The organism is Allobosea sp. LjRoot90 (assembly GCF_964254315.1).
In the GTDB taxonomy this organism is placed as follows: domain Bacteria; phylum Pseudomonadota; class Alphaproteobacteria; order Rhizobiales; family Beijerinckiaceae; genus Allobosea.
The window spans coordinates 49,866-75,575 of the sequence record NZ_CAXUTF020000008.1 but is presented as its reverse complement, the minus strand read 5'-3'; the positions used below and the strand labels follow the sequence as shown (position 1 = coordinate 75,575).

At 69.1% G+C, this 25,710-nt stretch carries 15 protein-coding genes; 5 read left to right on the top strand and 10 right to left on the bottom strand.

What is annotated here, in order from left to right; genetic code table 11:
- Positions 1-117: 117 nt before the first annotated feature.
- The 3 genes from ACSQ3M_RS24170 (at position 118) to ACSQ3M_RS24160 (ending at position 3,789) form a co-directional block, all read left to right on the top strand.
- Positions 118-1,680, top strand: a complete 1,563-nt coding sequence (locus ACSQ3M_RS24170) for a hypothetical protein (protein ID WP_436152623.1) — start codon at positions 118-120, stop codon at positions 1,678-1,680.
- A complete protein-coding gene (locus tag ACSQ3M_RS24165) occupies positions 1,677-2,234 on the top strand; it encodes a hypothetical protein (RefSeq protein ID WP_436152622.1) in 558 nt (185 codons plus the stop codon). The genes ACSQ3M_RS24170 and ACSQ3M_RS24165 overlap by 4 nt, the downstream gene beginning before the upstream one ends.
- Before the next feature lie 70 nt (positions 2,235-2,304).
- On the top strand, positions 2,305-3,789 hold the full coding sequence (locus ACSQ3M_RS24160) for a hypothetical protein (RefSeq protein ID WP_436152621.1): 1,485 nt from the start codon (positions 2,305-2,307) through the stop codon (positions 3,787-3,789).
- A gap of 171 nt (positions 3,790-3,960) precedes the next feature.
- Here the strand turns inward: ACSQ3M_RS24160 and ACSQ3M_RS24155 are convergent, their stop codons facing one another.
- The 5 genes from ACSQ3M_RS24155 to ACSQ3M_RS24135 form a co-directional block, all read right to left on the bottom strand.
- Positions 3,961-6,996 (bottom strand): hypothetical protein, encoded by a 3,036-nt coding sequence (locus ACSQ3M_RS24155; RefSeq protein ID WP_436152620.1) that lies wholly within the window; start codon positions 6,994-6,996, stop codon positions 3,961-3,963.
- On the bottom strand, positions 6,993-9,650 hold the full coding sequence (locus ACSQ3M_RS24150; protein ID WP_436152619.1) for a penicillin-binding transpeptidase domain-containing protein: 2,658 nt from the start codon (positions 9,648-9,650) through the stop codon (positions 6,993-6,995). Before ACSQ3M_RS24150 ends, ACSQ3M_RS24155 begins: the two co-directional genes overlap by 4 nt.
- Entirely contained in the window at positions 9,647-11,134 is a 1,488-nt protein-coding gene (locus ACSQ3M_RS24145) for a hypothetical protein (protein ID WP_436152618.1), read from the bottom strand. The genes ACSQ3M_RS24150 and ACSQ3M_RS24145 overlap by 4 nt, the downstream gene beginning before the upstream one ends.
- A gap of 121 nt (positions 11,135-11,255) precedes the next feature.
- Entirely contained in the window at positions 11,256-14,795 is a 3,540-nt protein-coding gene (locus ACSQ3M_RS24140) for a hypothetical protein (RefSeq protein WP_436152617.1), read from the bottom strand.
- Positions 14,792-17,158 carry a hypothetical protein gene (locus tag ACSQ3M_RS24135; protein WP_436152616.1) on the bottom strand — a complete coding sequence of 789 codons (2,367 nt, stop codon included), beginning with the start codon at positions 17,156-17,158 and terminating at the stop codon, positions 14,792-14,794. The genes ACSQ3M_RS24140 and ACSQ3M_RS24135 overlap by 4 nt, the downstream gene beginning before the upstream one ends.
- Before the next feature lie 203 nt (positions 17,159-17,361).
- Here ACSQ3M_RS24135 and ACSQ3M_RS24130 point away from each other — a divergent pair, with 203 nt between their 5' ends.
- Complete coding sequence (locus ACSQ3M_RS24130; RefSeq protein WP_436152739.1) at positions 17,362-17,937, top strand: hypothetical protein; 576 nt, start codon at positions 17,362-17,364, stop codon at positions 17,935-17,937.
- A gap of 16 nt (positions 17,938-17,953) precedes the next feature.
- On the opposite strand, the gene ACSQ3M_RS24125 is transcribed toward ACSQ3M_RS24130, so the two are convergent.
- The 3 genes from ACSQ3M_RS24125 to ACSQ3M_RS24115 all read right to left on the bottom strand — a co-directional run bounded on the left by ACSQ3M_RS24125 (position 17,954) and on the right by ACSQ3M_RS24115 (position 22,099).
- Positions 17,954-19,687 carry a hypothetical protein gene (locus ACSQ3M_RS24125; protein WP_436152615.1) on the bottom strand — a complete coding sequence of 578 codons (1,734 nt, stop codon included), beginning with the start codon at positions 19,685-19,687 and terminating at the stop codon, positions 17,954-17,956.
- Positions 19,688-19,848: 161 nt separating this feature from the next.
- Complete coding sequence (locus tag ACSQ3M_RS24120; RefSeq protein WP_436152614.1) at positions 19,849-20,304, bottom strand: glycine zipper domain-containing protein; 456 nt, start codon at positions 20,302-20,304, stop codon at positions 19,849-19,851.
- Positions 20,305-20,671: 367 nt separating this feature from the next.
- A complete protein-coding gene (locus ACSQ3M_RS24115) occupies positions 20,672-22,099 on the bottom strand; it encodes a cytochrome P450 (protein ID WP_436152613.1) in 1,428 nt (475 codons plus the stop codon).
- Between the two features lie 206 nt (positions 22,100-22,305).
- Here ACSQ3M_RS24115 and ACSQ3M_RS24110 point away from each other — a divergent pair, with 206 nt between their 5' ends.
- Positions 22,306-22,587, top strand: coding sequence for a hypothetical protein (locus tag ACSQ3M_RS24110; protein WP_091834565.1), 282 nt, complete (start codon positions 22,306-22,308; stop codon positions 22,585-22,587).
- A gap of 107 nt (positions 22,588-22,694) precedes the next feature.
- Here ACSQ3M_RS24110 and cueR read toward each other — a convergent pair whose 3' ends face one another.
- Entirely contained in the window at positions 22,695-23,087 is a 393-nt protein-coding gene (cueR, locus tag ACSQ3M_RS24105; RefSeq protein WP_436152612.1) for a Cu(I)-responsive transcriptional regulator, read from the bottom strand.
- The gene (locus ACSQ3M_RS24100) at positions 23,084-25,630 is read right to left on the bottom strand and encodes a heavy metal translocating P-type ATPase (protein ID WP_436152611.1); all 2,547 of its coding nucleotides are present in this window, start codon (positions 25,628-25,630) and stop codon (positions 23,084-23,086) included. The genes cueR and ACSQ3M_RS24100 overlap by 4 nt, the downstream gene beginning before the upstream one ends.
- Positions 25,631-25,710 lie beyond the last annotated feature (80 nt).

Genomic DNA, 25,710 nt, shown 5'->3' with positions numbered 1-25,710 from the left:
ACCGGGCGGCTTGTTACTTTAATTATGGCAGCAATATGTGCCGGCCTGAGGCGAGCGGAATGGGCAGGCGTTCCGATCGCTGCAGCTGAACCGGCGTTCGATGCGGATATTTGAGACATGGATTGGGGGATAGACCCGGCACGGGTCGCGGAGATCAGTACGATCGCGTCTTCGCGCCGGTTTTCCGCGCGGGACACCGAGAAGTTCGTTCTGGCGATCACCGGCAGCGGCTCGGAGAACGCCGACCTGCCACTCTGGGACATGCTCCAGGTGCTGTTCTCGCTCGGTGCGCTGACGGCAACCCCTCGGATGCCGGCCCGCGACGCCGCTATCGGCTGCATGCTCGACGAGAGCGGCATCCTGTTGCGGCCGCTGCGCCAGGACGGGCCGGTATCCATCAGGCTCGCCGGCGCCACCATCGAAGCTTCGGCAACCGAGATCGTTCTCTCTTATGGAGCAGACAAGGGCGATGCGAAGACCCGCTCCTTCTCCTGGAGCCGGGTCAGGCGCGCGCTCGGCCTTGCCGATTTCCTCTTCGCCGCCGAAGCGGACGAGCGTTCGGAGGGCGGGCTCGCGGCGTTGCGCACGGCGCTCGATGCGGTTTTCGCGCTGTCTGCGTTCGATGAGGACGGGCTGAAACGGGCGGTTCAGGAACCGGCACGCTTCATGCGGGCCTGGCGCCGGCGGCATCTGCCCTTGCTCGCTTTCGCCGACCTGATCCGCCAGCGCGAGGCCTTCCTCAACGCCTCCGGTCGGCGCGAGCGTCAGCGCGAGTTCGATCCGGAGGATCTCGTCTCGCTCTGGAGCTTCGCCCTGCTGCATGGCGAGACCTGGAGTTTCGCCCGCTTCGCCGAGCGTTTTAGCGCCCTCATTCGCGAGGAGCGCTCGAGCGTCGGCCGCCGCGACTTCATGGCACCCGCCTCGATAGACTCCCTGATGACGCGTCAGCCTTCGGAGAATCCCGAGGAGGCGCTGATCGCCTGGCTGGATTATCAAGCTGTGCTCGGCGAGCTGGAGCCGGAGGATCCCGAGGAAGAGGATGACGAGCCCGAGGAGCAGGATGAGGACGGCGTCGTGCGCGAGCGTGTCTACGCCGCGCTGATGCGCCTGCCGGTCGAGCCGAAATTCCTCAACAAGGAGGAGCGCGAATCGATCGGCCGGGCACTCGCCATCTTGCCGCTCGCTCATGAGCAGCCGTTGACGCTGGTCCGCTCGCGCGCCGTCGCTCCCTGGGAGAACCGGCTTGTCGAGGCGAGCCGCCGTATCGCTGGCTCCAATCGTGGCCAGGTCGACCAGAGCCCGGAAGCTTTCGACTATGCCGGTATCGCCACGGGGCTTGCGGTGTTGGGCAAGCGGCTCGACGAATTGCTGCTGATCGCCAACGCGCTCGAGGCGATCGAGGGCCCGCAAAGCGATGCGGCGACGGCCGAGGGCCAGAAGCTGCTGCGGCGCTGGCGTCATGATCGTGCCAGCTTCCGGATCGACGATGCGAAACTGGCGCTGACCTTCGCAAGGCATGGGGGAGCACTGAGAACGGTCGCAGCAGCCCTGCACCGGATCAACAAGCAACAGAAGCGCTTTGGCGAAACGGCGGACCTGGTCGCCCAGGCTGCCAGCGACGAGGCGCGGTTCACCGACGTCTTCTCGCAGCGCTATCAAGGGCGATCGAAACGGCCATGACAGACTTCCTCAACCAGGGTCCGCTCGAAGACGACCCCCGCGTCGGCCGCGCCACGGCCCGCCTGGTTCTGGCGGCGCTTGCGAGCGCTGAGCCGGAGGAGGCGGTTGCCACGAGCATCAGCCGCGCGGATCTCTGGGCGCATGCCCGCCGCGTTCGTGGCGAGCCGGTCAATTTCGCCGCTGAGCGCGCCATCCGCACCGATCCGGAGGCGGCACGGCTCTATCGCCGCTTGCTTTCCTTCCAGGCCGTGGCGCGTAGCGAACTCGCCGCCGCGGCCTATGACAGCAGCGCGACCCACCGCCGCATCGGCTCCTTCGAGCTCGACGTGATCGAGGAGGACGATGCGCCGCCGGCCCTGGTCATCCAGTGCCTGTCGGAGACCGACCCGGCCCCGACCATGATCGAGGTCGTCTCGGTCGAGGGCGTGGTGCGGTTGCCGTTGCCGGCGCCGGTCGACAAGCACATCGTCATCGACCTGCCGCGCCAGGATGCCGAGCGCGACCTGCTGCGATTGATGCTCGCCAACCCGCTCGCGGGCGTTTATCTGCTGTAAGGTCGGGAGCGCTGCCAAAAGCGGCGTTTTTGCCCGGCGCAAGGGACGGCAGGGCCTGCGAGAGAAGATGATGGCGGGAGATCAGAACGTCAGGCGCTCCGGTGTCTTCGTCGTGGTGCCGACGACCGACCAGCCGATCATCCTGAAGAAACTCGCCTGGTCGGCACGCGTGCCGGTTTCGCGTGTCGTGCTGGCGACCGAGAGCTCCGATGTCTGCGAGCCCTGGAGCACGCAGTACAGCAATCTGCTGCGCCCCGGCGAGCCCTTGCGCCAGATTCTCGGCCTGCCCGACGGCGGCAGCTATCGCCTCGCCGCCTCCGGTGCGATCGATCAGGGCAAGAGCTGGATGGTGCCGACGCTCGCGGCCCATTGCGCGCTCGCCCATGGCGAGGCGGTGACACACAAGGCCGCCGAAGCCAAGCTCGTGATCTGGGGTACGGGCGCGATCGATCTTTCCGTCGCCGATACCGCGGGCGAAGCGCGCGTCACCCAGCAGGAATACCATCTCACCACCAAGATCGACCGCTGCCGTCATCTCTTCGCCGACGCCGAGCATGGCGCGACGCCGGTGCTGGCGCTGGTGCCGCGCGGCGACGAGGCCGAGCGCGCGGTTGCGATCCTCGGCAAGATTCTCGGTGGTCAGCCGCACCATATCGTGGTTGTCTCGTCCCTCGCTGACATCGCCGCGCCGATCGATATCTTCCTGCGCAGCGGCTCCTTCGAACCGCAGGCCGCTGCGTCCGCGCCGGAACGGCCGGCTACGTCGGGATCGTCTTCGATGGCCCTGAGACCGTTCGAGCCCAAGACCGCCGAGCAACCCGCTGAGCCGCAGCCGGGGCAGACCGTCGTCCAGCCACGCCCGGCAACGGATGAGCCCTCGATCGCCGATGTGCTGAAGAGCCCGCAGGCGCCTCGCTCGCGCCGCTCGGTGCTCGGCGACAAGCCGGCATCGAGTTCCTCCTCGTCACGCCTGCCGCTGATTGCGGCCTCGGCGCTGGTACTGCTCGCCGGTGCCGCCGGAGCGGGCTGGTATCTGACGCGGGGCGGCGCGTCCGAGGGGCCCTATCAGGCCCCCCCGGTTCTGACACCTGGGACTAGCGAGGCGACGCAGCCTGCTGCCGGTCAGCAGGGTAGTCGTCAGCAGAATGCGACCGCGCCCTCCCTGGGACAGCAGAACCCTGCTTCTCAGGGCGGTCCTGCGGTCATCGTCGGCGCTGCTCTGGCCAAGCTGGTGACCTTGTCGGCGCCGGCCGGGAGCAGCTGCGAGGCCCAGATCTACGAACTGCGCCCGCGCTACAGCGAGGCCTCGGTCGATGTCGGCGAGGCGGGAAGCGTCCTGATCGACGGCCAGGACATTTGCGGACTGGCGCTCGATCCGGTCGCACCGGCCAAGCTGAAGTTCCAGAGCGGGACCGGTCCGGCCGTGGTCGCGTCGAAATCGAACGCGACCCGCGTGGTTTTCAATCCGACAGCGATCCGGGGCGGCATCACAGCGTTCCCGGCGATCCAGGTCGAAGAGCCGAAGCCGCTCTCGATCCAGATCCAGCGACGCTGAGCCGACCGAGCCGTCATGCTCGGGCGTGACCCGAGCATCTCAGGCCGGACAAAGCTCTGGATTACAGCCTCTTCGTCACGAGATTCTCGGCCCTACGCGGAGTTTATCCTTGGGCCGACCGAAGGTCGGACCCGAGGGCTTCGGCCGAGAATGACGGCGGTGGGCTTGCAGTTACAGCCCCGCCCGCGTCAGCCCGCGCCATAGGCCCCAGGGTGGCGGGTCGCTGGTCGGCGAGAGCTGGCGGATAGCGGCGAGACGGCCGGCGATCAGCGCAATCGCGATCGAGGGCAGCGCCATCAGCATGTGATGCGAGGTCGCCGCGGCGATGAAGGTCATCGGCTGGCCCATCACCGGCAAGAGGCCGAGCGCGTTGCCCCAGGAGATGCTCCAGTGCAGCGCGAAGATGGTGGCGATGCCGACGAGGATGATCGCCATGCCCTTGTTGGCGCCTTCCTGGGCCGAGCCCATGGCGCGCTCGCGCATCAGGCTGACAGCCAGGCAGAGCAGGCCGAAGACGGTGATGACCTGCGCCGCCAGCAAGGCGAGCCCGGCTGGCAATCCAAAGCGCACCATCAGGAAGGTGGCGATGAAGTCGTTCTGCACCACCGGCAATCGCACGAGGTCGCTGACGGTGAAGCGGCTCACCGTCTCGTCCTGCTCCTCGCCTTTGCGCTCGGCGATCGGCGTGATGCGGGCGCCCGGCAGCATGGCGCAGAGCGAGATCGGCGATGGCGGGAGTTCGTCGAGCGCGCGGCGGACCTCGAGCGGTGTCTTGTCGAGGCCGAGATCGAGCCTCGCCAGCGTGCAGGGCATCTCGGCGAGCGCGACCTTGGATTGCAGCAGCTGGAAGCCGAGATCGCGGTGGATCACGTCCGGGCTGCGGTCCTGAGCGGCGGTTTGCGTGCGCTTGGTGGTGTGGTCGAGATCGTACCAGGTCAGGAGGCGCTCGGCCGGGACCCGGAAGAGGCCGCCGCGCGCCTTCTCGAGCGTGTCGATGGCGGCGAGCCGGTCTTTGGGCAGGCTCCACTGGCCCGAGATCGCATAGGTGACGAGACCGGGGAAGGCATAAATCAGGGCCGCATTGATCCCGAGCAGGATGACGAGCACCAGCGCCAGCACGCCGCCACGCGGCCAGCCGAGACGACGGGCCTTGCGCTGGGGCGCGTCGGCGCGGCGCAGGAAGACGCGCATGATCTCGACCAGGCGCTTCAGCGTGCTCGGCAGCAGGAAGGCGAAGGCGAGCACCACGGTGGTGACGATGATGATCAGCGCCGGCGAATAGTCGCTCTTCAGGAACGGCACCGCGGTCAGGAACAGGATGAAGACCAGCACGGTCGCGAGGCTGACCGTCAGCCAGGAGACGTAGTGGCGCTGGTTATAGAAGAAATCGATCCGCGAGAAGCCGAGGAAGATATGCGCCAGCACCAGCACGAGCGCGATCTTGCCGAGCTCGACCGGCTGGAAGCCGGCGACGCCGGTCTCGGTCCCGAGCACGCCCCAGGCGACGAAGGCGGCGAGGATCAGGATTGCCGGCACGGCACGCAGCAACTGGTCCTTGAAGCCGACGCCCATGAAGAAGGAGCGTGGCAGCGCCGCGATCGAGCGCTGCGGCTGGAAGGCGATCACTACCGCCACGACCGGGATCAGGTCGAAGAACAGGAGCTTGTTCTTCTCGGCATGGATGGTGAAGTCGGTCTTCTCGGCATCGATGCCGAGCGCGAGCAGGGTCAGGCTGCCGAGACAGCAGAGCATGACGAGGCCGAGCCAGGTCACGCGCAGCGGCGTGGTGAAGCGCGGCCCGACCATGATCGCGATGCAGGCGATCGCATAGGCGATGATGGTAGCGTGCAGCGCCCCCTCATAGGAGATCGAGGCGCCGCCAAGCCGCGACAGCTCGGGCGCCAGCGCGAGCATGGTCGTCGCGCCGATGAAGGCGGTCGCTCCGAGCGCGCCGACGAGCCGCACCAGGATGGCGCTGCGCCGGAACAGAGTGGCGTGATGCATGGCCGAGAGCACGCCGAACACGGCGACGCCGAGCGTCAGCAGCAGGCGCACCATACGCTCGACGCCGTTGAGCGAGGCGAGCGGGTTGCCGATCTCGGCGCCCGACATCGGCTGGCGGGGCGGCGTCACCACCGGCCGCACGCTCTCGGTCGTCGCGGCGGCGCGGAGGATCTCGGCATCATCGGGCCCGAAGCGGTGGGTCTTGCTCAGCGGCGTCAACCGCAGCGGCAGGCGCCCATTCGATTCCTGGCCGATGTCGACGGTATAGCGGGTGCGGCCGATGATCATGTGGCTGAGCCGTGCCGGGCCCTCCGGATCGAGCTCCCAGGCGATGTCGCTGAAGTCGGTGACGCGCTGGTTGCCGCGCGCGAATACGACCGGCGGGCGCGGCGCATCGACGGCGTCGCCAGGTGCCAGGAAATAGCTGCCGCCACGCGCGACGATGGTCAGCGCCTTGAAGGGCAGGGCGCTGGCGGCGATATGCGCCTCCTCGCGCACCGAGCAGGTCAGCCGGCCGCCGAGCGAGACGATGCGGTCCTCGCCGCGCTCGTCGGTGGCGATCAGCCCGGTGACGATCTCGCGGATGCGGTCGGCGCCGCTGCGTGGCTGGCAGACGGAGAGCGCGTTGCCGTCCAATCGGAGGGTCGAGAGCGGGCCGGTGCTGTCGACGGTGAGCTTGCGGGCGCCCGGACGTCCGGCCTCGGTCAAGGTCAGCGCCAGCCGCCCCGGTCGTGCCTCGTCGACCGCGATCGCCAGCGCGCCGGCAGCGATGCGATCGCCCGGTTGGAAACGCCAGCGCGCCGAGAAGCTGCCGGCGCCGTTGAGATAGTCGAGCCAGAGCCGGCGCGTCGCGGCGACATTGCGGATGGTGACGCGGCCGTCCTGCTGACGGGTGAGGGCGACATGGCGCGCCTCCGCTGCGTCGAAGCGCTGTGGTTGCAGCAGTTCGCGCCGGCCGATCGTCACGGTCTCGCCGCGGGCAAGGGCGAGGTCGAGTCGCTCCAGGCTGACCACCGGTCGGGCGCTCTCGATCAGATGGGTAGCGTTGTGCCACCAGAAGCCGAGTACAGCGAGGCACAGCGCCAGCAGCACGAGGCCGGTCAGCGCGCCGCCGGCCCCACCGATGCGGATGCGCGGCAGGCGGAAGGGCCGCAAGGTCAGCCAGCGCCCCATCAGCTGGCGCAGCGCGGTGGTCTCGCTCACTTCTTGTCTCCGAGCGCGGCCATTTTGGCGAGCAGGCCGGCCATCAGCCGGCCGCAGGCGCGTCCGCCGGTTTCCCGCGTATGCGAGACCAGGCAGGTGAAGGCGACGCGCTTCCTGCCCGCGACATTATCCATCCAGCCGGCGAACCAGGCCGAGTTCATGCCCTCGATGGTGTCCGCCGTGCCGGTCTTGCCGAAGATGCGCCGGCGCACATCCGGCGGCAGCGAGGCCATCACGCCGGCGGCGGTGCCGCCCGGTGAGTTGACCACGCCGTAGAGACCGCGCTGGGCGTCGTCGAGGAAGGGCTCGGCCTGGCGCGGATCCATGCCGGGGATCACCGGTTTGCCCTCGTTCGGCAGCGGCGTCTCGGCGACGTCCGAGACCGGCTTCAGCACGCGCGGCAGGATGACCTTGCGGGCGCCGACCGAGCCATAGATCGAGGCCATCGCGACCGGCGTGGCGCGCACGCCCTGGCCATAGGAATTGGTGGCGAGGTCGATGCGTCTTGCATTGCGCTTATCTTCGACCGCGAGATCAAGCGCCTCGCCGGTCAGCCGCTGCGCGCCAGGCACGATGCCGCGGGTCAGGTCGACGCCCGGCTGGGCAAGGCTGCCCGGCTGGGTGATCGGGTAGAGATGCTCGGTCATTTGCGCCAGGATCGTGCCGGTGCGGCCGGGGATGGTGGTGGCGCGGCCGCCGACCTTGCGCCCGTCCATGGTTAGCGCCATGCCGGCAAACCACAGGTTCGACGATTTGATCAGCGCCTCGCAGAAGCCGATCTGGGCGCCGCGGCCGGCATCGGGGCAGCCGCTCTGCGCAGCCGACAGGATGCCGTAATTGAAGCCTGCGCCGCCATAATTGGTGATCGGCACGCCGTCGACATTGAGGCCACCGCCGCCCGCTATGCCGAAGATCTGCGCCTGCTGGGCCGGCGGCATGCGGCCCATGATCATGTCGGCGAAGCGGGGCTGCTCGCGCACGGCGAGGATGCTGGCGAGGCCGGTGACCAGTTTGAAGGTCGAGCCCGGCATGGTGTGGACGTCGCCGGCGCGCCAGCCATGGCCAGCCAGCGGTGAATCGCTGTCGCGCCCGGTCGAGAGCGCCTGGATGTCCCAGCTGTGCATGCCCGGCACGAAGTCAGGCCAGCTCGCCAGGCCGAGCAGAGCTCCCGGCTCGTCGCCGGCATCCATCAAGAGCACGACGGCGCGGCCATCGCCCTGGTCCGGCGGCTCCTGCTCAGGGGCGAGGTTGACTGGCAGCGGGCCCGGTTTGCGCGGGCGCTTCCCGCGGCCGAGGCGCTCACCCATATGCTCGTAAACCGCCTCCTGCACCAGCTTCTGCAGGCGCGGCTCGATGGTCAGCGTCAGGTTCTCGCGGGTGCGGGCCCGGCCGAGCGCGGCGGAGAGCGAGCCGACATCGCCGGCACCGTAGCCGATCATCGCGGTCAGGCCGAGCTCATCGACGATCGGCAGCGGCACGCCGTTATTGTCGAGCGCCGGCGTGCCGTCGGCGAAGAACAGGGCGCGGGCCGCGCCGGTGCGCCGCTGGGTGACCGCGCCGCGCCAGCCGAGCTCGCAGACCAGTTTGGTCTTGGCCCGCTCGCAATCGGCCTCGATATGCGAGGAGCGCCAGAGCTTGACCTTGCCGTCCTCGCTCTGCACGCCCGATCCGCCGAGGATTTCGCGGGCGCGCGGCGGCACGGCCCGGACCGGCTGGCCCTCGAAGCCGATCTCGACCTCGCGCCGGCGCGCGCCGGTAATCGAGAAGCGCCAGCCATGCGGCAGGCCCTGCTGGGCCTCCTCGGCGCAGGTGGCGAATTCGTCGCTGTCGGAACAGATCCGCTCGGCCGCGATGGCAAGCCCGGCGATGCGCACGGTCTGCTCGTCGCGCTTCGGGTCGAGATTGACGCGCTCATTACCGACGACGATGCGCGCCGGCTCCAGGATCATGTCGACGGTGACGCGGCGATTGCCGGGGGGCAGCCGCGTCGAGAGCACGAGCCGGTCGTCAGGCGCCCGCAGCGGGCCGAACAGGGCCCAGTCGGAGAGCTGGTTGGCGCGGCGCTTGGCGAAATCGGCGAAGTCGCGCGGCGGCGGCACCGCGTTCGGCATCACGTTGAGCGGCGCGGCGAGGTCGGTGGTCTGGGCGACGCGCGCAGTCCAGCCCGACGGACGGCAGCCGGCCGGGACCACAGGCAGCGTCAGGGGCGTGCCGTCGGCGCAGCGTCGGTCGGGGGCGCGGTCGTCGCGGGCGGCGGCGATCAGGAAGGAGTTGTTCCAGGCCAGCATCTCCGAGCGGATCTGCGCGCCGGCCGGCAGATTGCAGAGCCGGTCGAGCAGCGTGCGCGAGAAATCCTTGGCGCCTTGCGGCGTCGGCACCGTGAGCGAGGCGTCGTAGAGCGCCTCGCAGGGCTGCGAGCGGATGACCGGCCCGGCGGGATCGAGCCAGATCAGCCCGGTCGCGACGCCCTGCGCGAACAGGTCCTCGTTCGAGCGGCTGGTCTCGGTGAAATCAGGCTGCTTGATCCAGGCGCGGCTGGCGGCGAGCTCGCCGATCAGACCGCCCGAGAGCCAGAGGAAGCCGACGATGGTGACAGTGCCGACCGCGACGGCGGTGACGCTGCGCTTCAGGCCGCGAAAGAGCGGATGGCTCATGGCGTCGCCTCCCGAAGCTCGACCACCAGCGGCCCGAGCACGAAGGGGCCGTTCGGCGGGATGATGCAGGTCCCGGCTGCCTGCGGCTTGCGCCCGCCGAGGATCCAGATGTCGCCAGCGGACTGCACGGCGACGCCGCCGGGCGCTGCCGCGATGAAGCCGACCGGGTTGTGATCATAGAGATCGTCGAGGCGCTCGACCACGCCGGAGCCGAACTGGACGCGCACCGCTTCGCCGAGCCAGTCGAACGTGCCGTAGCCGCGCGAGGACTGGTCCGGCCCGAAGGCGATCGCCGTCTGCTCGTGCGGCAGGCCGATATAGCCGAACTCGCCATCCTCCAGCATCAGCAGCGAGCGGCGGCGCCCGTCGAAGCTCATGCTCTCGGCACGGAACTCGCCACTGGGCCGGCTGTAGCGCAGTTCGCGCCGGTCGTAGCGGCGGGCGTCGCGGCCCTGCACCACGATGCTGTCGCGCTGCGCCAGCATGGCGGAGGACATCAGCCGCCCGCCATGGCTGCGCTCGACCCAGTAGCGCGCCATGCGCCGGCCGCCGAAGTTCTCGGGGATGGCGAGCCCGACGACGGCGAGATGTGGGCCGCTTGGCGGCTGCGCTTGCAGGCGGCTGGGCCTGCGGTCGAGGGTGACGTCGACGAGGCCGAGCGAGACCCGGCCGACCTGCGGGCGCACGCCCAGGATCTCGAAGCGGGCGTCGACATTGCCACCGGGCAGCGCCAGCGTTTCGACCTGGATCGCCTGGGCGCGCGCCTCGGGTGTCTGCGGCAGGGCGGTGAGCAGTGGCAGGCCGCCGGCATCGCGCGCGGAGGCGTCTACGGGAAAGCGTCCGAGGAAAAAGATCGTGCCGCCCGGCAGGTCGGGATGCACCGCCGGCGTCAGCATCTCGCTGCGCGAGAAGGCGAAGCGGGCCTGGCCGGAATAGAGCCCGCCCGGCGTGTTGACGCCGATGATCGGCTGGCCGATCGCGGTCTGCGCATCCTGTCGGATCACCACCTCGCCATGCGGCAGCCGGTTGTCGGCAGGTGGGGCGTAGATGCCATGGCCGAGATAGACCGCAACCGGCGCGGTCGCATGCAGACTCTGCTCGACATGGACGGTGACCCCGATATCGGGATCGATCACGTCGCGAAAGCGCTGCTCGATCCGGTCGGCGAGGAAGCGGCCGAGCTCCTGGGCCCCGGGCAGCGCCTCGGCGGTCAGCACCACCAGCGAGGTGAAGGGCACGTCGATCGGCTGCGGGCCGCTGCCGCCATCGGTCAGCGCGATGCTGCGGTGGCGATCGATCAGGTCTTCCAGCGAGGCCTTGCCGTCCTTGGTCGGTTGCCCGCCTGCCATCAGGCTGAAGACAGGCTTGCGCCAGAGGTTCTCGATGCCGGGCATGGCCTCGCCCGGCTCGCCGGCGACGGCGCGCAAGCTGGTCAGCCGCCGCGGGTCGTGCATCACCAGGTCCATGAGATCGGGCAGGGCCATGGCGTCAGCTCACTCGGGCGATGAAATCAGGATGAACGTGTGGTCGCGACGAGGCGGGCCGAGCCCGCCTTTGTGAACGCCAGAGCCGTTTTCGCGTGCGGGCCATGACGATCCTGCGATCCTAGTAGATGCGCGAGACGCGGTCGTGCTCGATCCGCCAGCAGGCTTCCCAGCCCTCATTGGCGGCGATGACCGTGACCTTGCGGCTCGTCGGCGACAGGACCTCGCTGATGATCTCGCAGACGCCGAAGCCGTCGAGCCCTTCCCGGTGCGCCTCGACGATGGAATCGCCCTCGAGCAGCACCATCGGATCCTGTCCGTCGAGCAATGGACGCAGGCGCGCCAGCGCCTTCCCCTGCGGGTCGAGGCCCGGGATCGTGCGCACGAACTGGAAGCGGCGGCCGAGATTGGCGCGCCCGCCAAGGCTCGGCGCCGCCTCGTCGTGCTCGGCATGGACACGCGCACCCGAGGCGATGTCGTAGCCGAGATAATGGATGCGCTCGGCGGCGAATTCGGTGCGCAGGCCGGTGGCGCCGAGATCGCGCATCTGCACCGCCATTGCGGCGATGCCGAGCGGGTTCTTGTGCAGCACCGTGCTGCCGGCCATGTCGCCCTCGATGCCGAGGATGGCGGCGCCCGCGATCACCGCCTTCTTCATTGCCGCCGGCGAGAACGGCCGCTCGAACGGGAAGGCGGCCCGGCTGGCCTCGGCTTCGGCCGCGATCGCCTCGAAGATCGGCGGCCAGAGCGCGGCGCGTCCGGTCGGCACCATGATCACGGTCGGCCGGCGCGTCGGGTTCGGGCCGGCGGCGCGGGCGAGGCGCGGCAGCATGCCGCCGAGCACGGCGCCGATTTCGGTCAGGCGCTGCGAGGCCTCGCCGGCACCCTTCTCCAGCGCAGCGCGCGAGAGCTTGAGCACGAGACGGCGGTTGCCCGCCTTGTCGGGACCGTCGAGTGCAAGCTGCAGGCCCGGCCTGGATGCCGCCTCCGCCAACTTTGGCTCGTTCTGTGCGACATAAAGGCCAGCGGGTCCGCCATCCGGCCTCACCTCGGCGAGGATGAGGTCGAACGTCTCATCGGCCGCATCCGCATCCCAACGATAGCGCGCCGAGGAGGCCTGCGCCTTTTCGCTCAGATGGTTGGCGAGGCGCGCCTTGGCATGTTTCACCGCATTGCGCAGCCAGCTGCGCGCCGCCAGCGCGGCCGCGTCCTCGCGCTGGATCGCGCGGGCAAGCGAGGCTTCGGCGAAGGCGGGCTGCCAGTGGGCGTCCTGCCCCTCCATCGCCCGGTCGATCAGCGTCGCGGCGATGCCGGTCAGCGCCTCGTCGATCAGGTCGCCGCCGACAGGCAGGCCGAAGGTGGCGAGCGTCGAATGGTTCAGCCGATCGCCATCGCGGCGCAAGGAGGCGAGCGCGACGTCGCTGGTGCCGCCGCCGATGTCGAGCGTGATGAGCAGTGCCTCGCCCAGGTCCGGCACGGCGGCGCGCACCTCCGGCAGGCTGGCGACATAGCGCGCCGCCGCGACGGCTTCGGGTACGGTGACGGCGGCGTCGGGGAAGCTGGTCGTGCCGGGGAAGAGACGCTCCAGCCGCTGCGCGAAGAGTTCGAGCGCGGCGCGGTAGCGCGAGGCGATCTCGTCGCCGATGCCGCTCGGGCAGGAGACCAGGATGCGCGGCACCACCGGCGGCGGCGCATGGTCCTCGACTCGCAGGCGGTCCTCGCCGAGACGCAGCACATAGAGGTCGACCAGCTCGTCGAGCACGTCGGCGACCAATGGCGCGATCTCGACGGTGTTGGTGGCGACGACCCGGTCGGCTGCGGCGTCATAGCGGTGGACCGGCTCGTTCAGCGTCAGCGAGACCGCGCCGGAGGTCAGCGCGTGCTTCAGCGAGTCGATCCGCTTGCCGCCCTCGGGCAGTCCGGGCTGCGGCGGCGGGGCCGGGGCGGAGACATCGTAACGCCGTGCGAAAGCCTTGAGCCGTCGCGCCACGCTGACGCGATCGGAGCCGATCAAAGCGAGGTCCGGCAGGCTGTGCGGCGCGTGGTCGGCGCGCAAATTGTTGCTGGAGTCGAGCCCGACATGGCTCGGGATCAGCGGCGCGGCGCCGGAATCATGCAGGGCAGCCTCGCCATGGCGCGGATCGACATGGGCGGCGAGCCAGGTACCGAGTGCCAGGGGCCTGATCTCGGTGGCGCGGCCGGCGGCACGCGGCGCGCCTGACCAGATCGAGGTGGCGGAGGCCCCAAGATCGATGCAGATCGGCAGGCGATGGACACGGCGGCTATAGCGCAGCGGCAAGCTTGCCTGCGCGAAGGCCTTGCCGCCCTCGTCGCCGGCCTTGATCGCGAGCGAGATGGTGATCTCGCCGCGCAGCACATTGGCGCCGCTGGTTCGCACGGCGCGCGACAGTGTCGTCGTCAGGTTCTGCATCGGCACGACCGCGCGGCCGCGCCGGCCGAAATCGCCCTCGCGCACGATCTCGAGCGGAAAGGGCGTCGATGGCTCGGCGATCTCGCTCTCGCCCATGCGGCTGGTGACTTCGACCGTCAGCGGCGCGGTTCGGGTCAGTGGCCAGCGGCGCAGATCGATCACCAGTCCGTCGCAGCGCACGATCGAGGTTTCGTCGTCCGGATCGACCTCCGCATTGAGCCCGCCGGTGATCTCGAACTGCGCACTGCCGCCGAGCGGGCAGGTGAAATGCTGCCCCGCGATCGTCAGCGCGACCTCGCCGCGGTTCTGGCTGCGGATCGGCACCGAACGTGCTTCGAGCGCACTCGACCAGGGCTTGGCCGGGCCGTCCGGATCATGGCCGGCGCCGTCCTGGCCGACCCAGCCGCCGAGCTTGGCGGTCAGCCTCACCTGCAGCGCCGCCTTCGGATTGGCCTGGCTCGTCTCGTCGACGAAATCGAGCACGGCGTCTCGCGTCAGCGTCACGTCGAGGCGCACCTCCTGGCCAGCGAGGGCCGGCGCATCGGCGAGCCAGATCAGGTGGCGGCTGGTCGCGGTGCCGACATCCGGAAAGCGCCGCAGCGAGACCGAATGATCCATCGGCGCGGCGACGCCGAGCGAGAGATGCTGCGCCTTGATGCCGAAGCAGCTCGCCTCGAGGGTCAGCCCGCGCCGGCCTTCGAGCACGATGTCCTTCGGGATATCGATCGCGATCTGGCCGATGGCGAGCAGCTTGCCGGCGTGCAGGGAATCCAGGTCGATCTCGACCGGCTCGATCCGCCAGTCCGGCTGCGAAGCGCCGGCGAGTGCCGCGACCTTCAGGAGGCGCCGCGGCGAGGCGCGGGTGCCGCTCGCCGTCTCGACAATGGTCGAGAAGGCGATCTCGATGCTGGCGTCGCTGTCGGCATCGGCCTGGGCCCGGTGGTTCGCCACGGCGCGCATCACCGCCTCACGGCGCAGGCCCAGCACCAGGCGCTCGCCAGCCCGGATCGCGGCCTTGTCGAGCAGGGCATTGCCTTGCAGCCAGCCGATATCGATGCCGCTGGCGAGGCTCGGCACATGCGAGACCAGCGAGACCGTCACCGCCTTGACCATGTCTTCCGGCGCCTCGAAGGCGAGGAGGTCGATCAGATCGCCGGTGCGGTCGAGCGCGATCGTCGCTGCGAAGCTCCCGAGCCGGGTCTCGAGATTATAGCAGGGCAGAGTGGTCATGCGTCCTGCCTCGAAGCGGAGGCTGCGGCATCGCTTGCAAGTGCAACGCCCCAGTGATGATCGAGGCCGGTCAATGCGGCCGCCGCGGCGAGGTAGCGTGGCAACATGTCGCCGGCGCCGGCCCTGAGCCGGCGATAGGCGGCGCCGAAACCGGTATCCGCGGGATCGGCGAGCGCGCGTCCGGCGAAGGGTATCTCTGCGAAGGCGGCGTCGGCTTCACGCAGCGCCATCTGCGCCAACAGCAGCCGGCTATAGCTTTCGAGCGTCGTGCGCAGCGTCTGGCCGCGGCTTGTCGCTTCGCCCGCTGGGCCGAGCAAGGCATCGATCTGTGCCGTAAGGCCGGCCAGGGCCGGGGCAAGGCTCTCGATCCGTGCGAGCGAGCCGGCGAAATGGCGGCTCGTCGCCGTGAGCCGCTGCGCGCCGCGCACGGGATCGCCACCGCGATGGGTACGCGCGGCGAGGTCCGGGTATCCGGCGACCTGTTCCCAGCCGCGAATGAGATCGGCGGCCGCGAGCACCTGTTCCACCTCGCGTCGCAAGCCGGCGAAATGGCCATGCAGCACGACGATCTCGCCTGGCGTGAGTTCTGCGAGCCGGCGCGCCAGCTCATCCGTGATCGCTGCCGGCTGGCTTGCTTGCTGCGCGGCATCGGCGAGCTCGCTGCGCATGCGAGCGACCGCTTCGAGGCCTGGTGCCGGCTGCCGCTGCGGCTGTCGTCGCAGGTCGAGCAGAAGGGTGTCGAGCGGCGACAGCCGGCGCTGGCCGCTGCGTGTGGCGGCGTCCGCCACGGCCTGTTCGACTTCGGTGGCGAGGCGGGCGTCGAGCCAGCTTTGATGGGCACTTGCGGCGACATCGTGCAGCAGGCGCATTGCCCGCCGATCGTGGCCGGCGAGTGCCATCGCCTCACGGGCGAGCACTTGCGGGAGATTGGGATCCTCGTACCAGGCGAGCAAACGCGCGAGCCGGGTTTCGTCCTCAGGCGATCCCGGTAGAGGCAGAGCGAGGCGCACGGCGCAAGCACGCCGCGCCAGCTGCGGCTGCGTCATCGCGCGCAGCAGCATGGCGATCTGCTCGTCGAGCGAGCGTTCGCCGAGCTCGTCCGTCCGTGCCGGATCAATGCCTGCAGTCGCCGCGAGCGCGTCCAGCAGGCTTGCCGGCGCGGCGTCCTTGGCACGCGCATCGAGCCGCGCGAGCGGCCCGGCAGGCGCTTGCGTTGCGCGTCCGGATATTTCGTCGAGCGCGGCGGCGAGGCGCGCCGGCCGGAGCGCGCTGGTGGCGCGCCACAACCCCTCGGCAAGCCGGCCCGCGGCGAGCGCGAGATCATCATACAGCGGCGCGGTGGCGCCGGCGGTTGCGACGACCAGGGCGTTGCCGCCGCTTGCGCCGAGCGTCAGTCCGGTCGCGGTCGAGGCGGCATAGCCCTGGCGGTGCGAGGTGGCGGCGAAGGCTCCGTCCTGCCAGCGCAGTGTCATCGGCGCGCCGCTGATCGCCTCGCCCTCGCCAGCCCAGACGAGCTGGCGGCGCGGCGCGGCAAAGACGATGATCTCGTCACCCTGCACCCAATCGGGCAGAGCGATACCAGCGCTGCCGTCGGGCCGGGCCTGCGGGCGCAGCAGACGAAAGCCGCGGCGCAGTGCGGCAAGGCGGCCAAGGCCGGTCGCATCGACGTCGCGCTGGTCGGTGAGCGAGGCGGCGAGCAGGTCGAGCTCGGTCTCGATGGCGAGCCGGAGCTCCTGGTCGATGTGGCCCAGGGCCTGCCTGGCCTCGCGCATCGCTATCGGCAGATGCGCGACCAGAAGCCCTTCGGATGCAGTCTGCGCATCGTCGCCACTGAAAGAGAGTGTCAGACCGTCTGCCGGGCCGTTCCGGCTTGCGGCCATCTGCGTCAAGGCGGCCCGCTCATCCTCGGGGTTGAGGAAGGGGCCGACCAGCAGGCGAAAGCCGTCGGCCTCCGAGCCGCTGGCCTGGTTGAAACCGGAGGCCAGGAGGTCGGTTTGCGTCTGCTCACCTGCCGGTTCGTCCCGCAGCACGAGTGCGCTGTCGGTCTCGCGATGTACCTGCACGAGCGAAAGGCCGAGCGAGCGCCGGTCGGCTTCGTTGAGCGAAAGCCTTTCGTCGAGCTGGGCGGGAACCGTGGTCAGTCGGCCGTCCGGGGTGAGCGTCACGGCATGGAGGGCCCGGCTTCCCGCCGGCAACTTGCCGTGCAGCGGCGTGGTCCCCGCGTCGGCGGCAGCGATCAGGCTGATACGTCCCCCGGCCTCCTCGGCTGCCAGGAAACGGATCGGAGCGCTTTGTCGCCAGATCGCGGCGACATGGCGCGATCCGTCCCAGATGATGGCGACAGGCGCCATTGAGGAAGTCACGGAAATAGGCTCCGGGGAAGACGAATGAGGCGTGATGACGCGGGGCGACCTTGCGCGATGGTCCGACGTCTTGCAAGAGATGCACCGGGTCCAACTTTCGCTGGGCGGGCCTGATCTTGCGGCCAGCTGGCCGCGACTTCCGAGATCTGCCGGACCGGTTTGCCGGGGAGGGCGATACGGGCACTGAAACGGAGCGCGATGCGATGACGGCGGAATCGGTTTGCTTTGCCGCCTTGCCAGCCGCCTTGCCGGTCACGCTCGCCCAGGCCACGGCCGGCGAGGACGTCGCGACCCGTCCGCTGGCGCTGTCGGATTCCTCGGATGGGTCGTCGCGCATGATTGCGGCGAGCTTCCTCGCGCCGCGCCTGCTGCCGCGCCTGTTCCGCGAGCCAGTTCAGCCCGCCTCGGAAGCGCAGGCGGCGCTGACGAGCGCCGAGCGGCTGATCGTCCTGCTGCCTGCCGGTCGCTACGACGATGGTGTCTGGGCCCCGATCATCGAGCGCATGCTGCTCGGCCTCGATGCAGCCGCAACGCGTCCGCGCGAGGTGGTTTTCGCCTGGAGCGGGCTCGAACCCTTCCTGGCTCCCTTCGGACGCCGTGCGCAGGATGTCTGGAGCGATCCGCGCCTCGTCCCGGCCCTGCTCGGCGTGCTCGAACGCTCCGCTCGTTCGCTCACCGCTGTGCTCGACGCCGCCAGCGGCGTCCGCCGCGGCCTGATCCGGTTCGAGACTGCCCGCGAAGGAGCAGGGCCGGCGCAGGCGACGCTCGCGCTGGCCTGAACGCATAGGCGGGCGACTACTTCCAGACCAGGGCGTTGGCGAGATCGCGCCGGCCGCATTCCAGCGACATGGCGTTGACGGCGGCGCGGTAGCCCTGCATCGAATAGACCACATGGGCCGGGCGCCCCTCGGGCGTGGTGCCGCTGATCTCCAGCGTCGTGCCTCGATTGTAGCCGGCGACCGCGTCCATATCGAGGATCGGCTGGCCGTTCGAACCTTGCTTCATCGGGCGGATGAAGTTGCCGGAAGCGGTCGGACTGGCGTTGAGCCGGCGCGTCGCGCTGCCCTCGTTGATCACGGCTTCGAAGGGCGCGCCTGGTTTGTAATAGCGCTTGTCCTCGATCAGGTGCTGGAGATCGTTGGTCCCACCGCTGCTGGCCTGCAGCAGGATGAAGGGCGCCTGTTCGCGCCAATAGCGCGGTGTGGCCTGCTGGGCTGCGGTATAGGCAAAGCAGGTGCGCTGGCCGGTGCGCGGGTCCTCGGAGACGCTGGCGTACCAGTCCTGGAACCGGCGCAGCAGCCTGCCGGGCGCCTCGGGTACCAGCATGTCCCTGGTGTCGACCGCGCGCGCCCGCAGCTGGAAGTCCTGCGCGACCGGGCCGGCGCTGCCGACCCGGATCGTGTACTCGCCGGGGCCGAGCTTGTAGCGCCGCAGGTTCGGGCGGCTCGGATTGGCGATGTGGATGGTCTTCATCGGGGTGTTGTTGCGGCCGAGCACGTCAACGGGCACAGCCGGGTGCGGACCACGAACGGTGCCGGTCGGAATATCGACCTCGACATAGGATTCCTGCGCGACCAGGAAGGGATATTGCTGCAGCGCCCGGCCGCCTTCGATGCGCGCATTGATCCGCATCGGCGTCTGGTCGAGCCGTGGCGTCTGAGCCTCGGGGCCGAGCGCAGCCCATTGCTGCATCGTCGGCAGTTCGTCGAGCGTGACCAGGCCGTCCTCGGCGACGGGCGTCGTGTCCCTGCGGTTGACACTGACCGAAATCCGGTAGCCCAGCGGGCGCGGGTCGACGGTGACCATGCCGTCCCAGCGCTTGTCCTCGGTGCTGGCGGGGTCGTGCGCGATCACGAGCGTGACATGGCGCGCTGCCCGGATCTTGGTCTCCCGCTCCTCGGCATTCTGCTTGCTCAGCGCGCGCCGCAGCTTGTCGGAGAAGAATTCCTGCCAGCCGGGGCTGACGGGCAACCCGCTCAGCATCCTGACCGAGAGCGTGACAGGGTTGGAGGTATCGACCGAGGCCGCCCAGACACCGGCTGCGACCCGGTTGAAGAGCTCGTCGGTCGAGCTGTACTCCTCGCCGATGAAATCCTGCGAGACGGTGAAGGGATCGAGGCTCGGCGAGCAGCTCTCATAGCCGTTCCAGCCATGCGCCGACAGGTTGAAGCGTGCCGCCGCACCGACCTTCTGGCCCGATGCCCGGACCTCGATCTGGATCTTGCTGAGCTGTTCCTTGTTGTCGCCCGCCATCGGATTGTCGAGGACGCCGGTGTCGACGATGCCCTTGATCGGGTCGATGTCGAGCCAGGGCGCCATCGAGACGCCGGGAATGTTCGAGAACGCAGCCCGAATCTGCTGCATGATATTGTTGCCCTGGTCGGTCGTGAAGGCATCGCGGGTCGCGGGACGCGAGGCGATGCCGATGGCGACCGGCAGCTTGAGCTGCGGGCATTGCTGCTGGATGCGCTGCCAGAGGAGCTGGGCGGCGGAGCCGAACGGGTTGTACGGATCGAACCCGGCCATCATCTGCGTCTGCGCCGTAACCCCCACCGGCGATGCCGCCGTGAGGCAGGCAACCGTCAGGCAAAGGATCCGTCTTGTCAGCGCTCGCGCAGTCATCTCGGTTCGATACTCATGGGGTCCTCCCTCGCGGTCGAGGGAGGACCGGTTCTGGTTTCGCCCGCGGCTCAGATGCCGGAGGCCTCGTTGGTGGCCAGGTTGACCTCGACCTGGTCGGTGCCGGCAGCCTTGCCTTCACGGGTCACGCTGCGCTCGACGACGCGAATGCGCTGGCCCTGGCTGTTGTTGTAGGTGCGCACGGTACGGGCGCGCACGGTGACAGCCTGGCCGCTCGAATTGCGGAAGCTCTGGACGTTCGAGCCACCCGAGCGCGCGGCGATGTAAGCCGCCTCGCGAGCACGCTCCTTCTCGATCGCGTCGGCGATGACGAGGCCGGCAACGCCACCGATCAAGGCGCCGATCAGTGCACCGCGGCCGCCGCCGACTGCGCCGCCGATCAGGGCACCGGCGCCGGCACCCAACGCGCCGCCTGCAGCGACACGTTCCTGCGACCCGGTGCAGCCGCCGAGCAGGAGCGCGCCCGCGACGAGGATGGTTCCGGCCTTCATGGTCTTGGCATGCATCACGTCACCCCAGTAAAAAAGGTTGTTTCCAAAATCTATGGCGCCTGCAATCTGACAGCCCTTGCACGCGGTAGAGCCGGTTTCGCAAAACCCGAGCAAGACCATACGGCGCCACACCCGGCATCTCTTCCATATTGGCCTTTTCTGGGCAAGGGCCAGCGCAGTTTGTGACGATTTCGACAATCTTTAAAATGTTCGCACGCCACAACCCGTCGTGAAAGCCAAGAAAAACCGGGACTGACGGGCTGCCGCGTGGCCGCTGCTCCATCGCTGCAGCCATCGGCAATACGACATCTTTAAAAACCCGAGGTTCATCTTTAATGCTTTTCCGGCAGCTGTGGTTAATTCGCCGCGGTCCATTGGGTTGTCACCGCGACGAGCGACGCTCCGTCACCCGCATCGGCATTCCGTCACGCGGGCGCAGCGTGATGCGCTGGGTCGGCATCGGCGCCTCCTCGCCCGCATAGTCGAAGCGCAGATGCCGGAGCAGCTTGGCGAGCACGATCACCGCTTCCACCATGGCGAATTGCAGGCCGATGCAGATTCGGGGGCCGGCGCCGAACGGCAGATAGGCATAGCGCGGGATGGTCTCACGGGCTCCGGGCTGGAAGCGCTCTGGCCGGAACCGGTCAGGCGCTTCCCATAACGTCTCGTGCCGATGCAGAAGATAGGGCGAGACCACGACCAGGGCGCCCTTCGGGATGACGCAATGTCCAGCCGCGACATCGTCGGCTAATGCCGTCCGCGACAGCGACGGGACAGGCGGATAGAGGCGCATCGCCTCCTCGATCACCGCGCGGGTGAGGGAAAGGCGCTCGCCGGACAAGGCTGCGGCGGCAAGATCCTCGCCGGCCGCATCGATCTCAGCCTCGAGCGCCGCGCGCACGTCCGGTGCGAGCGAAACGAGATAGAGCGACCAGGTCAGCGCGTTCGCGGTCGTCTCGTGGCCAGCGCCGATGAAGGTGACGATGTTGGCGCCGACCTCGGCCTCGCTGAGTCCGGTGCCGGTCTCGGGATCGCGTGCGGCGAGCAGGGCGTCGAGCAGGTCCGGCTTCTCCGGCTGCCGGGTGCCGCCGGCATGCAGCGCCTGCCGTTCCGCAATGATCGCCTTGACCTGCGTTTCGAAGAAGGAGATCGCCGGCCGTGCCATCCAGCGCCCGATCCGCGGCAGCCAGGCCGGCGCGCCGAGCACGTCGAGCGGGTCGATCCGGCCTTGTGTCTCGAAATAGCGCGTTAGGGCCTTGCCGAACGCATCGGCGCCGCCGGCGATCGCGTTCGAGAACATCGTCTCGGCCAGGATGTCGTAGGTTACCCGGGTCATGTCGGCCGAGACATCGACGATGCGACCACTGCGCCGGCGCAGCATGCGGGCGACGGTCCGCTCGGCGGGCGCGACCATGCGTTCGGCCAGCGCCGCGACGGAGCGCGGCGTGAACAGAGGCGCCAATGTCCGCCGCGCCCGTTTCCAGGCTTCGCCCTCGGCGGTCAGCAAGCCTTCGCCGAGCCCGGGCGCCAGGATGGTGCGCTGGAGATCGTCCTTTCGGTAGTTCGCCGCGTTCTCAACGAGCACATGCCGAATGACGTCCGGATCGGAGACGACAACGCCGTAGCCGAACACACCGTCGCCGGCGATGATGGGCTCGCGGAAATGCCGTGTGCGCCAGATCGTCAGCGGGTTGCGGCGCAAGCGCAGCAGCAGCTCGAGCCGGCCGAACTCGCGCTCTTCCGGCACTGGGGCCGGTGGCCGACGCCGGCGGGCTTGCGCCGCAGACATGGCGGCATCCGCTGTGATCATGGCTTTCTCCTCGCGGAGCCGAGCCGACGAGCGCTGCTCGATCGGAACCGGCTCTGAGAGTGACAGTCTCCTGCCGATTTCAGGCATTCCAAAGGCGCAAGTCGCGTGCCAGCCCGTCCTGCGATTGTTGCATTGCAGAGAATAATCCATGCAATCTTGTGCAGTGCACAATAAGTGCTATTTTAGGTGTCCAAGGAGCCACCGTGATGCCTGAGTACAAGAATCCTCCCCCGCGCATTCTGCGCCCGCGCAAAGAGCTGCCGACCCTCGAAGAGGCGGTGACGGCGGCGCAGTGCATGAGCGATTCGCCGGAACAGCAGGCCGAGCTCGCCGCCCAGCTGATGGGCGTGACCGTCGCCGAGGTCGTGCCGCTGATCCGCAAGGCCGCGCACCGCACCACCGTGATGACGCCGAACCGCTCCGTCGTCGTGGTCCGCCGGCCGACTCGGACCTTCTCGCCGCGCCTCGCCGAGGCGATGCGGCGCTGATCGGCGCGCTCGGCGCCACCATCTCTCGATATCAGCGAACGCCGGAGGCCTGGAAGGGTCGCCGGCGTTTTGCTTTGTGCTTCATCGCGACGCCGTGGCGCAGGGGGTCAGTTGCGCGCGCCGATCTTGTCGAGGATCGGGCAGTCCGGCCGCTGATCGCCATGGCAGTTGCTCGCGAGATGGCGCAGCGTTGCCGCCATCGTCTGCAGTGCCGCAGCCTTCTCCTCGAGCTCTGCGACATGCTTGAGCGCAAGCTGCTTGACGTCCGCGCTCGCCCGCGAACGGTCACGCCAGAGCGCCAGCAGCGACCCGGTCTCGTCCACCGAGAAGCCGAGGCTGCGGGCACGGCGCACGAAGCGCAGCGTATGGACATTGGGCTCGGCATAGACCCGATAGCCCGATTGCGAGCGCGCCGGTGGCTCGATCAGTCCGATCTGCTCGTAATAGCGGATCATCTTGGCGCTGACGCCTGAAGCCTCTGCGGCTTGTCCGATGTTCATCCCATCCTCCCGAAGGCAGTGGCCGTCGCTGCGCCTGGCGCGGTCGCAGTGACGTCCTGCCGCGCCGCGAAACGGCGCAGCCTGAGTGCGTTGGCCAGCACGCTGACACTGGAGAAGGCCATGGCGAAGCTGGCGAAGACCGGCGACATCAGCACGCCCCAGAGCGGATAGAGCAGCCCGGCCGCAACCGGGATCAGCAGCACATTGTAGCCGAAGGCCCAGCCGAGATTCTGGCGGATATTCGCCATCGTCGCCTTGGACAAGCCGATCGCCTCCGGGACATGGCGCAGATCACCGGAGATCAGCACGATGTCGGCGCTCTCGATGGCGATGTCGGTGCCGGCGCCCATGGCGATGCCGATATCGGCCTGGGCCAGCGCCGGCGCATCGTTGATGCCATCGCCAACGAACGCGACCTTCTTGCCGCCGCCTGCCTGCAGGCGCTTGACGATCGCGGCCTTGTCGGTCGGCAGGACCTCGGCCTCGACCGCGTCGATGCCGAGCCGGGCCGCGATCGCCTCGGCGGTGGCGCGGTTATCGCCGGTCACCATGACGATGCGCAGGCCGAGCGCCTTGAGCGCGTCGATCGCCGCCGCCGTGCCCGGCTTGACCTGGTCGGCCACGGCGACGAGGCCGGCGAGCCTGCCATCGATCGCGACATAGAGCGGGCTCTCGCCGTCCCGAGCGGAGGTTGCGGCCTGCTCGGCGAAGGTCGATGCAGCGATGCCGCGCTCGGCCATCAGCCTGGCCGAACCGACCAGGATGTCGCGGCCCTCGACCCGAGCCGAGATGCCGAGGCCAGGCTCGGCCGCGAAATCGGCCGCCGGAGCGAGCGCGAGGCCACGCCGCTTCGCTTCCGCGACGATCGCCTCGGCGGAGGGGTGTTCGGAGGCGCTTTCGGCCGAGGCGGCGAGACGCAAGGCCTCGTCCTCGGCGAAACCGTCGGCGGCGACGAAACGCGTCACCTCGGGCCGCCCCTTGGTCAGCGTGCCGGTCTTGTCGAAGGCGATAGTCGTAACCTCACTCAGGCCCTGCAGTGCCGCGCCCTGGCGAAACAGGACGCCGAGCTCGGCGGCGCGGCCTGTGCCGACCATGATCGAGGTCGGGGTGGCCAGACCCATGGCGCAGGGGCAAGCGACGATCAGCACCGCGACGGCGTTGACCAGCGCATAGGTCAGCGCGGGCGAGGGGCCGAAGACGAGCCATGCTGCGAAGGTCAGCAGCGCGACGGCGATCACCGCCGGCACAAACCAGTTGGTGACGCGGTCGACCAGCGCCTGGATCGGCAGCTTGGCGCCCTGCGCCTGCTCGACCATGCGCAGGATCTGGGCGAGCAGCGTATCGGCGCCGACCTTTTCTGCCCGGAAGCGCAGCGCGCCATTGCGGTTGATGGTGCCGCCGATCACGCTGGCGCCGACACTCTTATGGGCAGGCGCCGGCTCGCCGGTCACCATCGCCTCGTCGACATAGGATGCGCCTTCGACGACCTCGCCGTCGACCGGGATCTTCTCGCCGGGCCGGACCAGCACGAGATCGCCGACCCGGACATGCTCGATCGCGATCTCGCTCTCGACGCCGTCGCGCAGCACGCGGGCCGAGCGCGCCTGGAGCTGGACCAGTCGCTTGATCGCCTCGCTGGTGCGGCCCTTGGCGCGAGCCTCGAACCAGCGCCCGAGCAGGATCAGCGTGACGATCACCGCCCCGGTCTCGAAATAGGTGTAGTCCGTTCCGGCCGGCAGCCAGTTGGCCGCGAAGGTCGCGACGACGGAATAGGCATAGGCCGCACCGGCACCGAGCATGACCAGCGCGTTCATGTCGGGCGCAGCCCGCATCAGCGCCGGCCAGCCCTTCAGGAAGAAGCGCAGACCCGGCCCGAACAGCACGATGGTGGTGAGGCCGAAGGCGATGAGCTTCAGCACGAACGCATCGACGCGGGCGTAAAGCCAATGGTGGAAGACCTCGCTCAGATGCGGCCCCATCTCGAGCACCAGCAGCGGCGAGGTCGCCAGCGCGGCGATGACGACCGAGCGGCCGAGCGCGGCCTGCTCTGCCTGTCGGCGTGCAGCGGCAGCATCGCCGTCGTCGCTGCGTCCCTCGTCGAGCGGCTTGGCCTCGTAGCCGGCAATGGTGACGGCCGCGACGAGCGCCGGTGTGATGCTGCCATCGGCGACCCGGACGGTTGCGCGCTCGGTCGCGAGATTGACCTGCGCCTTCAGCACGCCCGGGACGGCGCCTAGCGCCTTCTCGACCCGGCCGACGCAGGATGCGCAGGTCATGCCTGAGATCGCCAGCGAGATATCGGTCGCGCCCGGTTCGTAGCCGGCGCCGCGGATCGCTTCGGCGACCGCCTCGGTATCCCCGCCGGCCAGGGTTACGCGCGCTTTGCCGGTCGCCAGATTGACCTGGGCTTCGCTGACGCCGGGGACAGCCGAGATCGCCTTTTCCACCCGTCGGACGCAGGACGCGCAGGTCATCCCATCGACGGGGATATCGATCGTGCTGGGCTTGGCTGCGGGCACTTCATGCTTCGCATGCATCGTCATGACGCATCACCTTCCTTCTCTCTTTGGAAGATGGCTACACCTTCCCATGATGGGAAGGTCAAGTGGCTATTTTTCTGGAT

Excerpts from the sequence above, each read along its gene's own strand:
- ACSQ3M_RS24170 (WP_436152623.1), top strand. The coding sequence starts at position 118 with ATGGATTGGGGGATAGACCCGGCACGGGTCGCGGAGATCAGTACGATC.
- ACSQ3M_RS24165 (WP_436152622.1), top strand. The coding sequence starts at position 1,677 with ATGACAGACTTCCTCAACCAGGGTCCGCTCGAAGACGACCCCCGCGTC.
- ACSQ3M_RS24160 (WP_436152621.1), top strand. The coding sequence starts at position 2,305 with ATGGCGGGAGATCAGAACGTCAGGCGCTCCGGTGTCTTCGTCGTGGTG.
- ACSQ3M_RS24150 (WP_436152619.1), bottom strand. The coding sequence starts at position 9,650 with ATGAGCCATCCGCTCTTTCGCGGCCTGAAGCGCAGCGTCACCGCCGTC.
- ACSQ3M_RS24145 (WP_436152618.1), bottom strand. The coding sequence starts at position 11,134 with ATGGCCCTGCCCGATCTCATGGACCTGGTGATGCACGACCCGCGGCGG.
- ACSQ3M_RS24140 (WP_436152617.1), bottom strand. The coding sequence starts at position 14,795 with ATGACCACTCTGCCCTGCTATAATCTCGAGACCCGGCTCGGGAGCTTC.
- ACSQ3M_RS24130 (WP_436152739.1), top strand. The coding sequence starts at position 17,362 with ATGACGGCGGAATCGGTTTGCTTTGCCGCCTTGCCAGCCGCCTTGCCG.
- ACSQ3M_RS24125 (WP_436152615.1), bottom strand. The coding sequence starts at position 19,687 with ATGATGGCCGGGTTCGATCCGTACAACCCGTTCGGCTCCGCCGCCCAG.
- ACSQ3M_RS24120 (WP_436152614.1), bottom strand. The coding sequence starts at position 20,304 with ATGCATGCCAAGACCATGAAGGCCGGAACCATCCTCGTCGCGGGCGCG.
- ACSQ3M_RS24115 (WP_436152613.1), bottom strand. The coding sequence starts at position 22,099 with ATGATCACAGCGGATGCCGCCATGTCTGCGGCGCAAGCCCGCCGGCGT.
- ACSQ3M_RS24110 (WP_091834565.1), top strand. The coding sequence starts at position 22,306 with ATGCCTGAGTACAAGAATCCTCCCCCGCGCATTCTGCGCCCGCGCAAA.
- cueR (WP_436152612.1), bottom strand. The coding sequence starts at position 23,087 with ATGAACATCGGACAAGCCGCAGAGGCTTCAGGCGTCAGCGCCAAGATG.
- ACSQ3M_RS24100 (WP_436152611.1), bottom strand. The coding sequence starts at position 25,630 with ATGACGATGCATGCGAAGCATGAAGTGCCCGCAGCCAAGCCCAGCACG.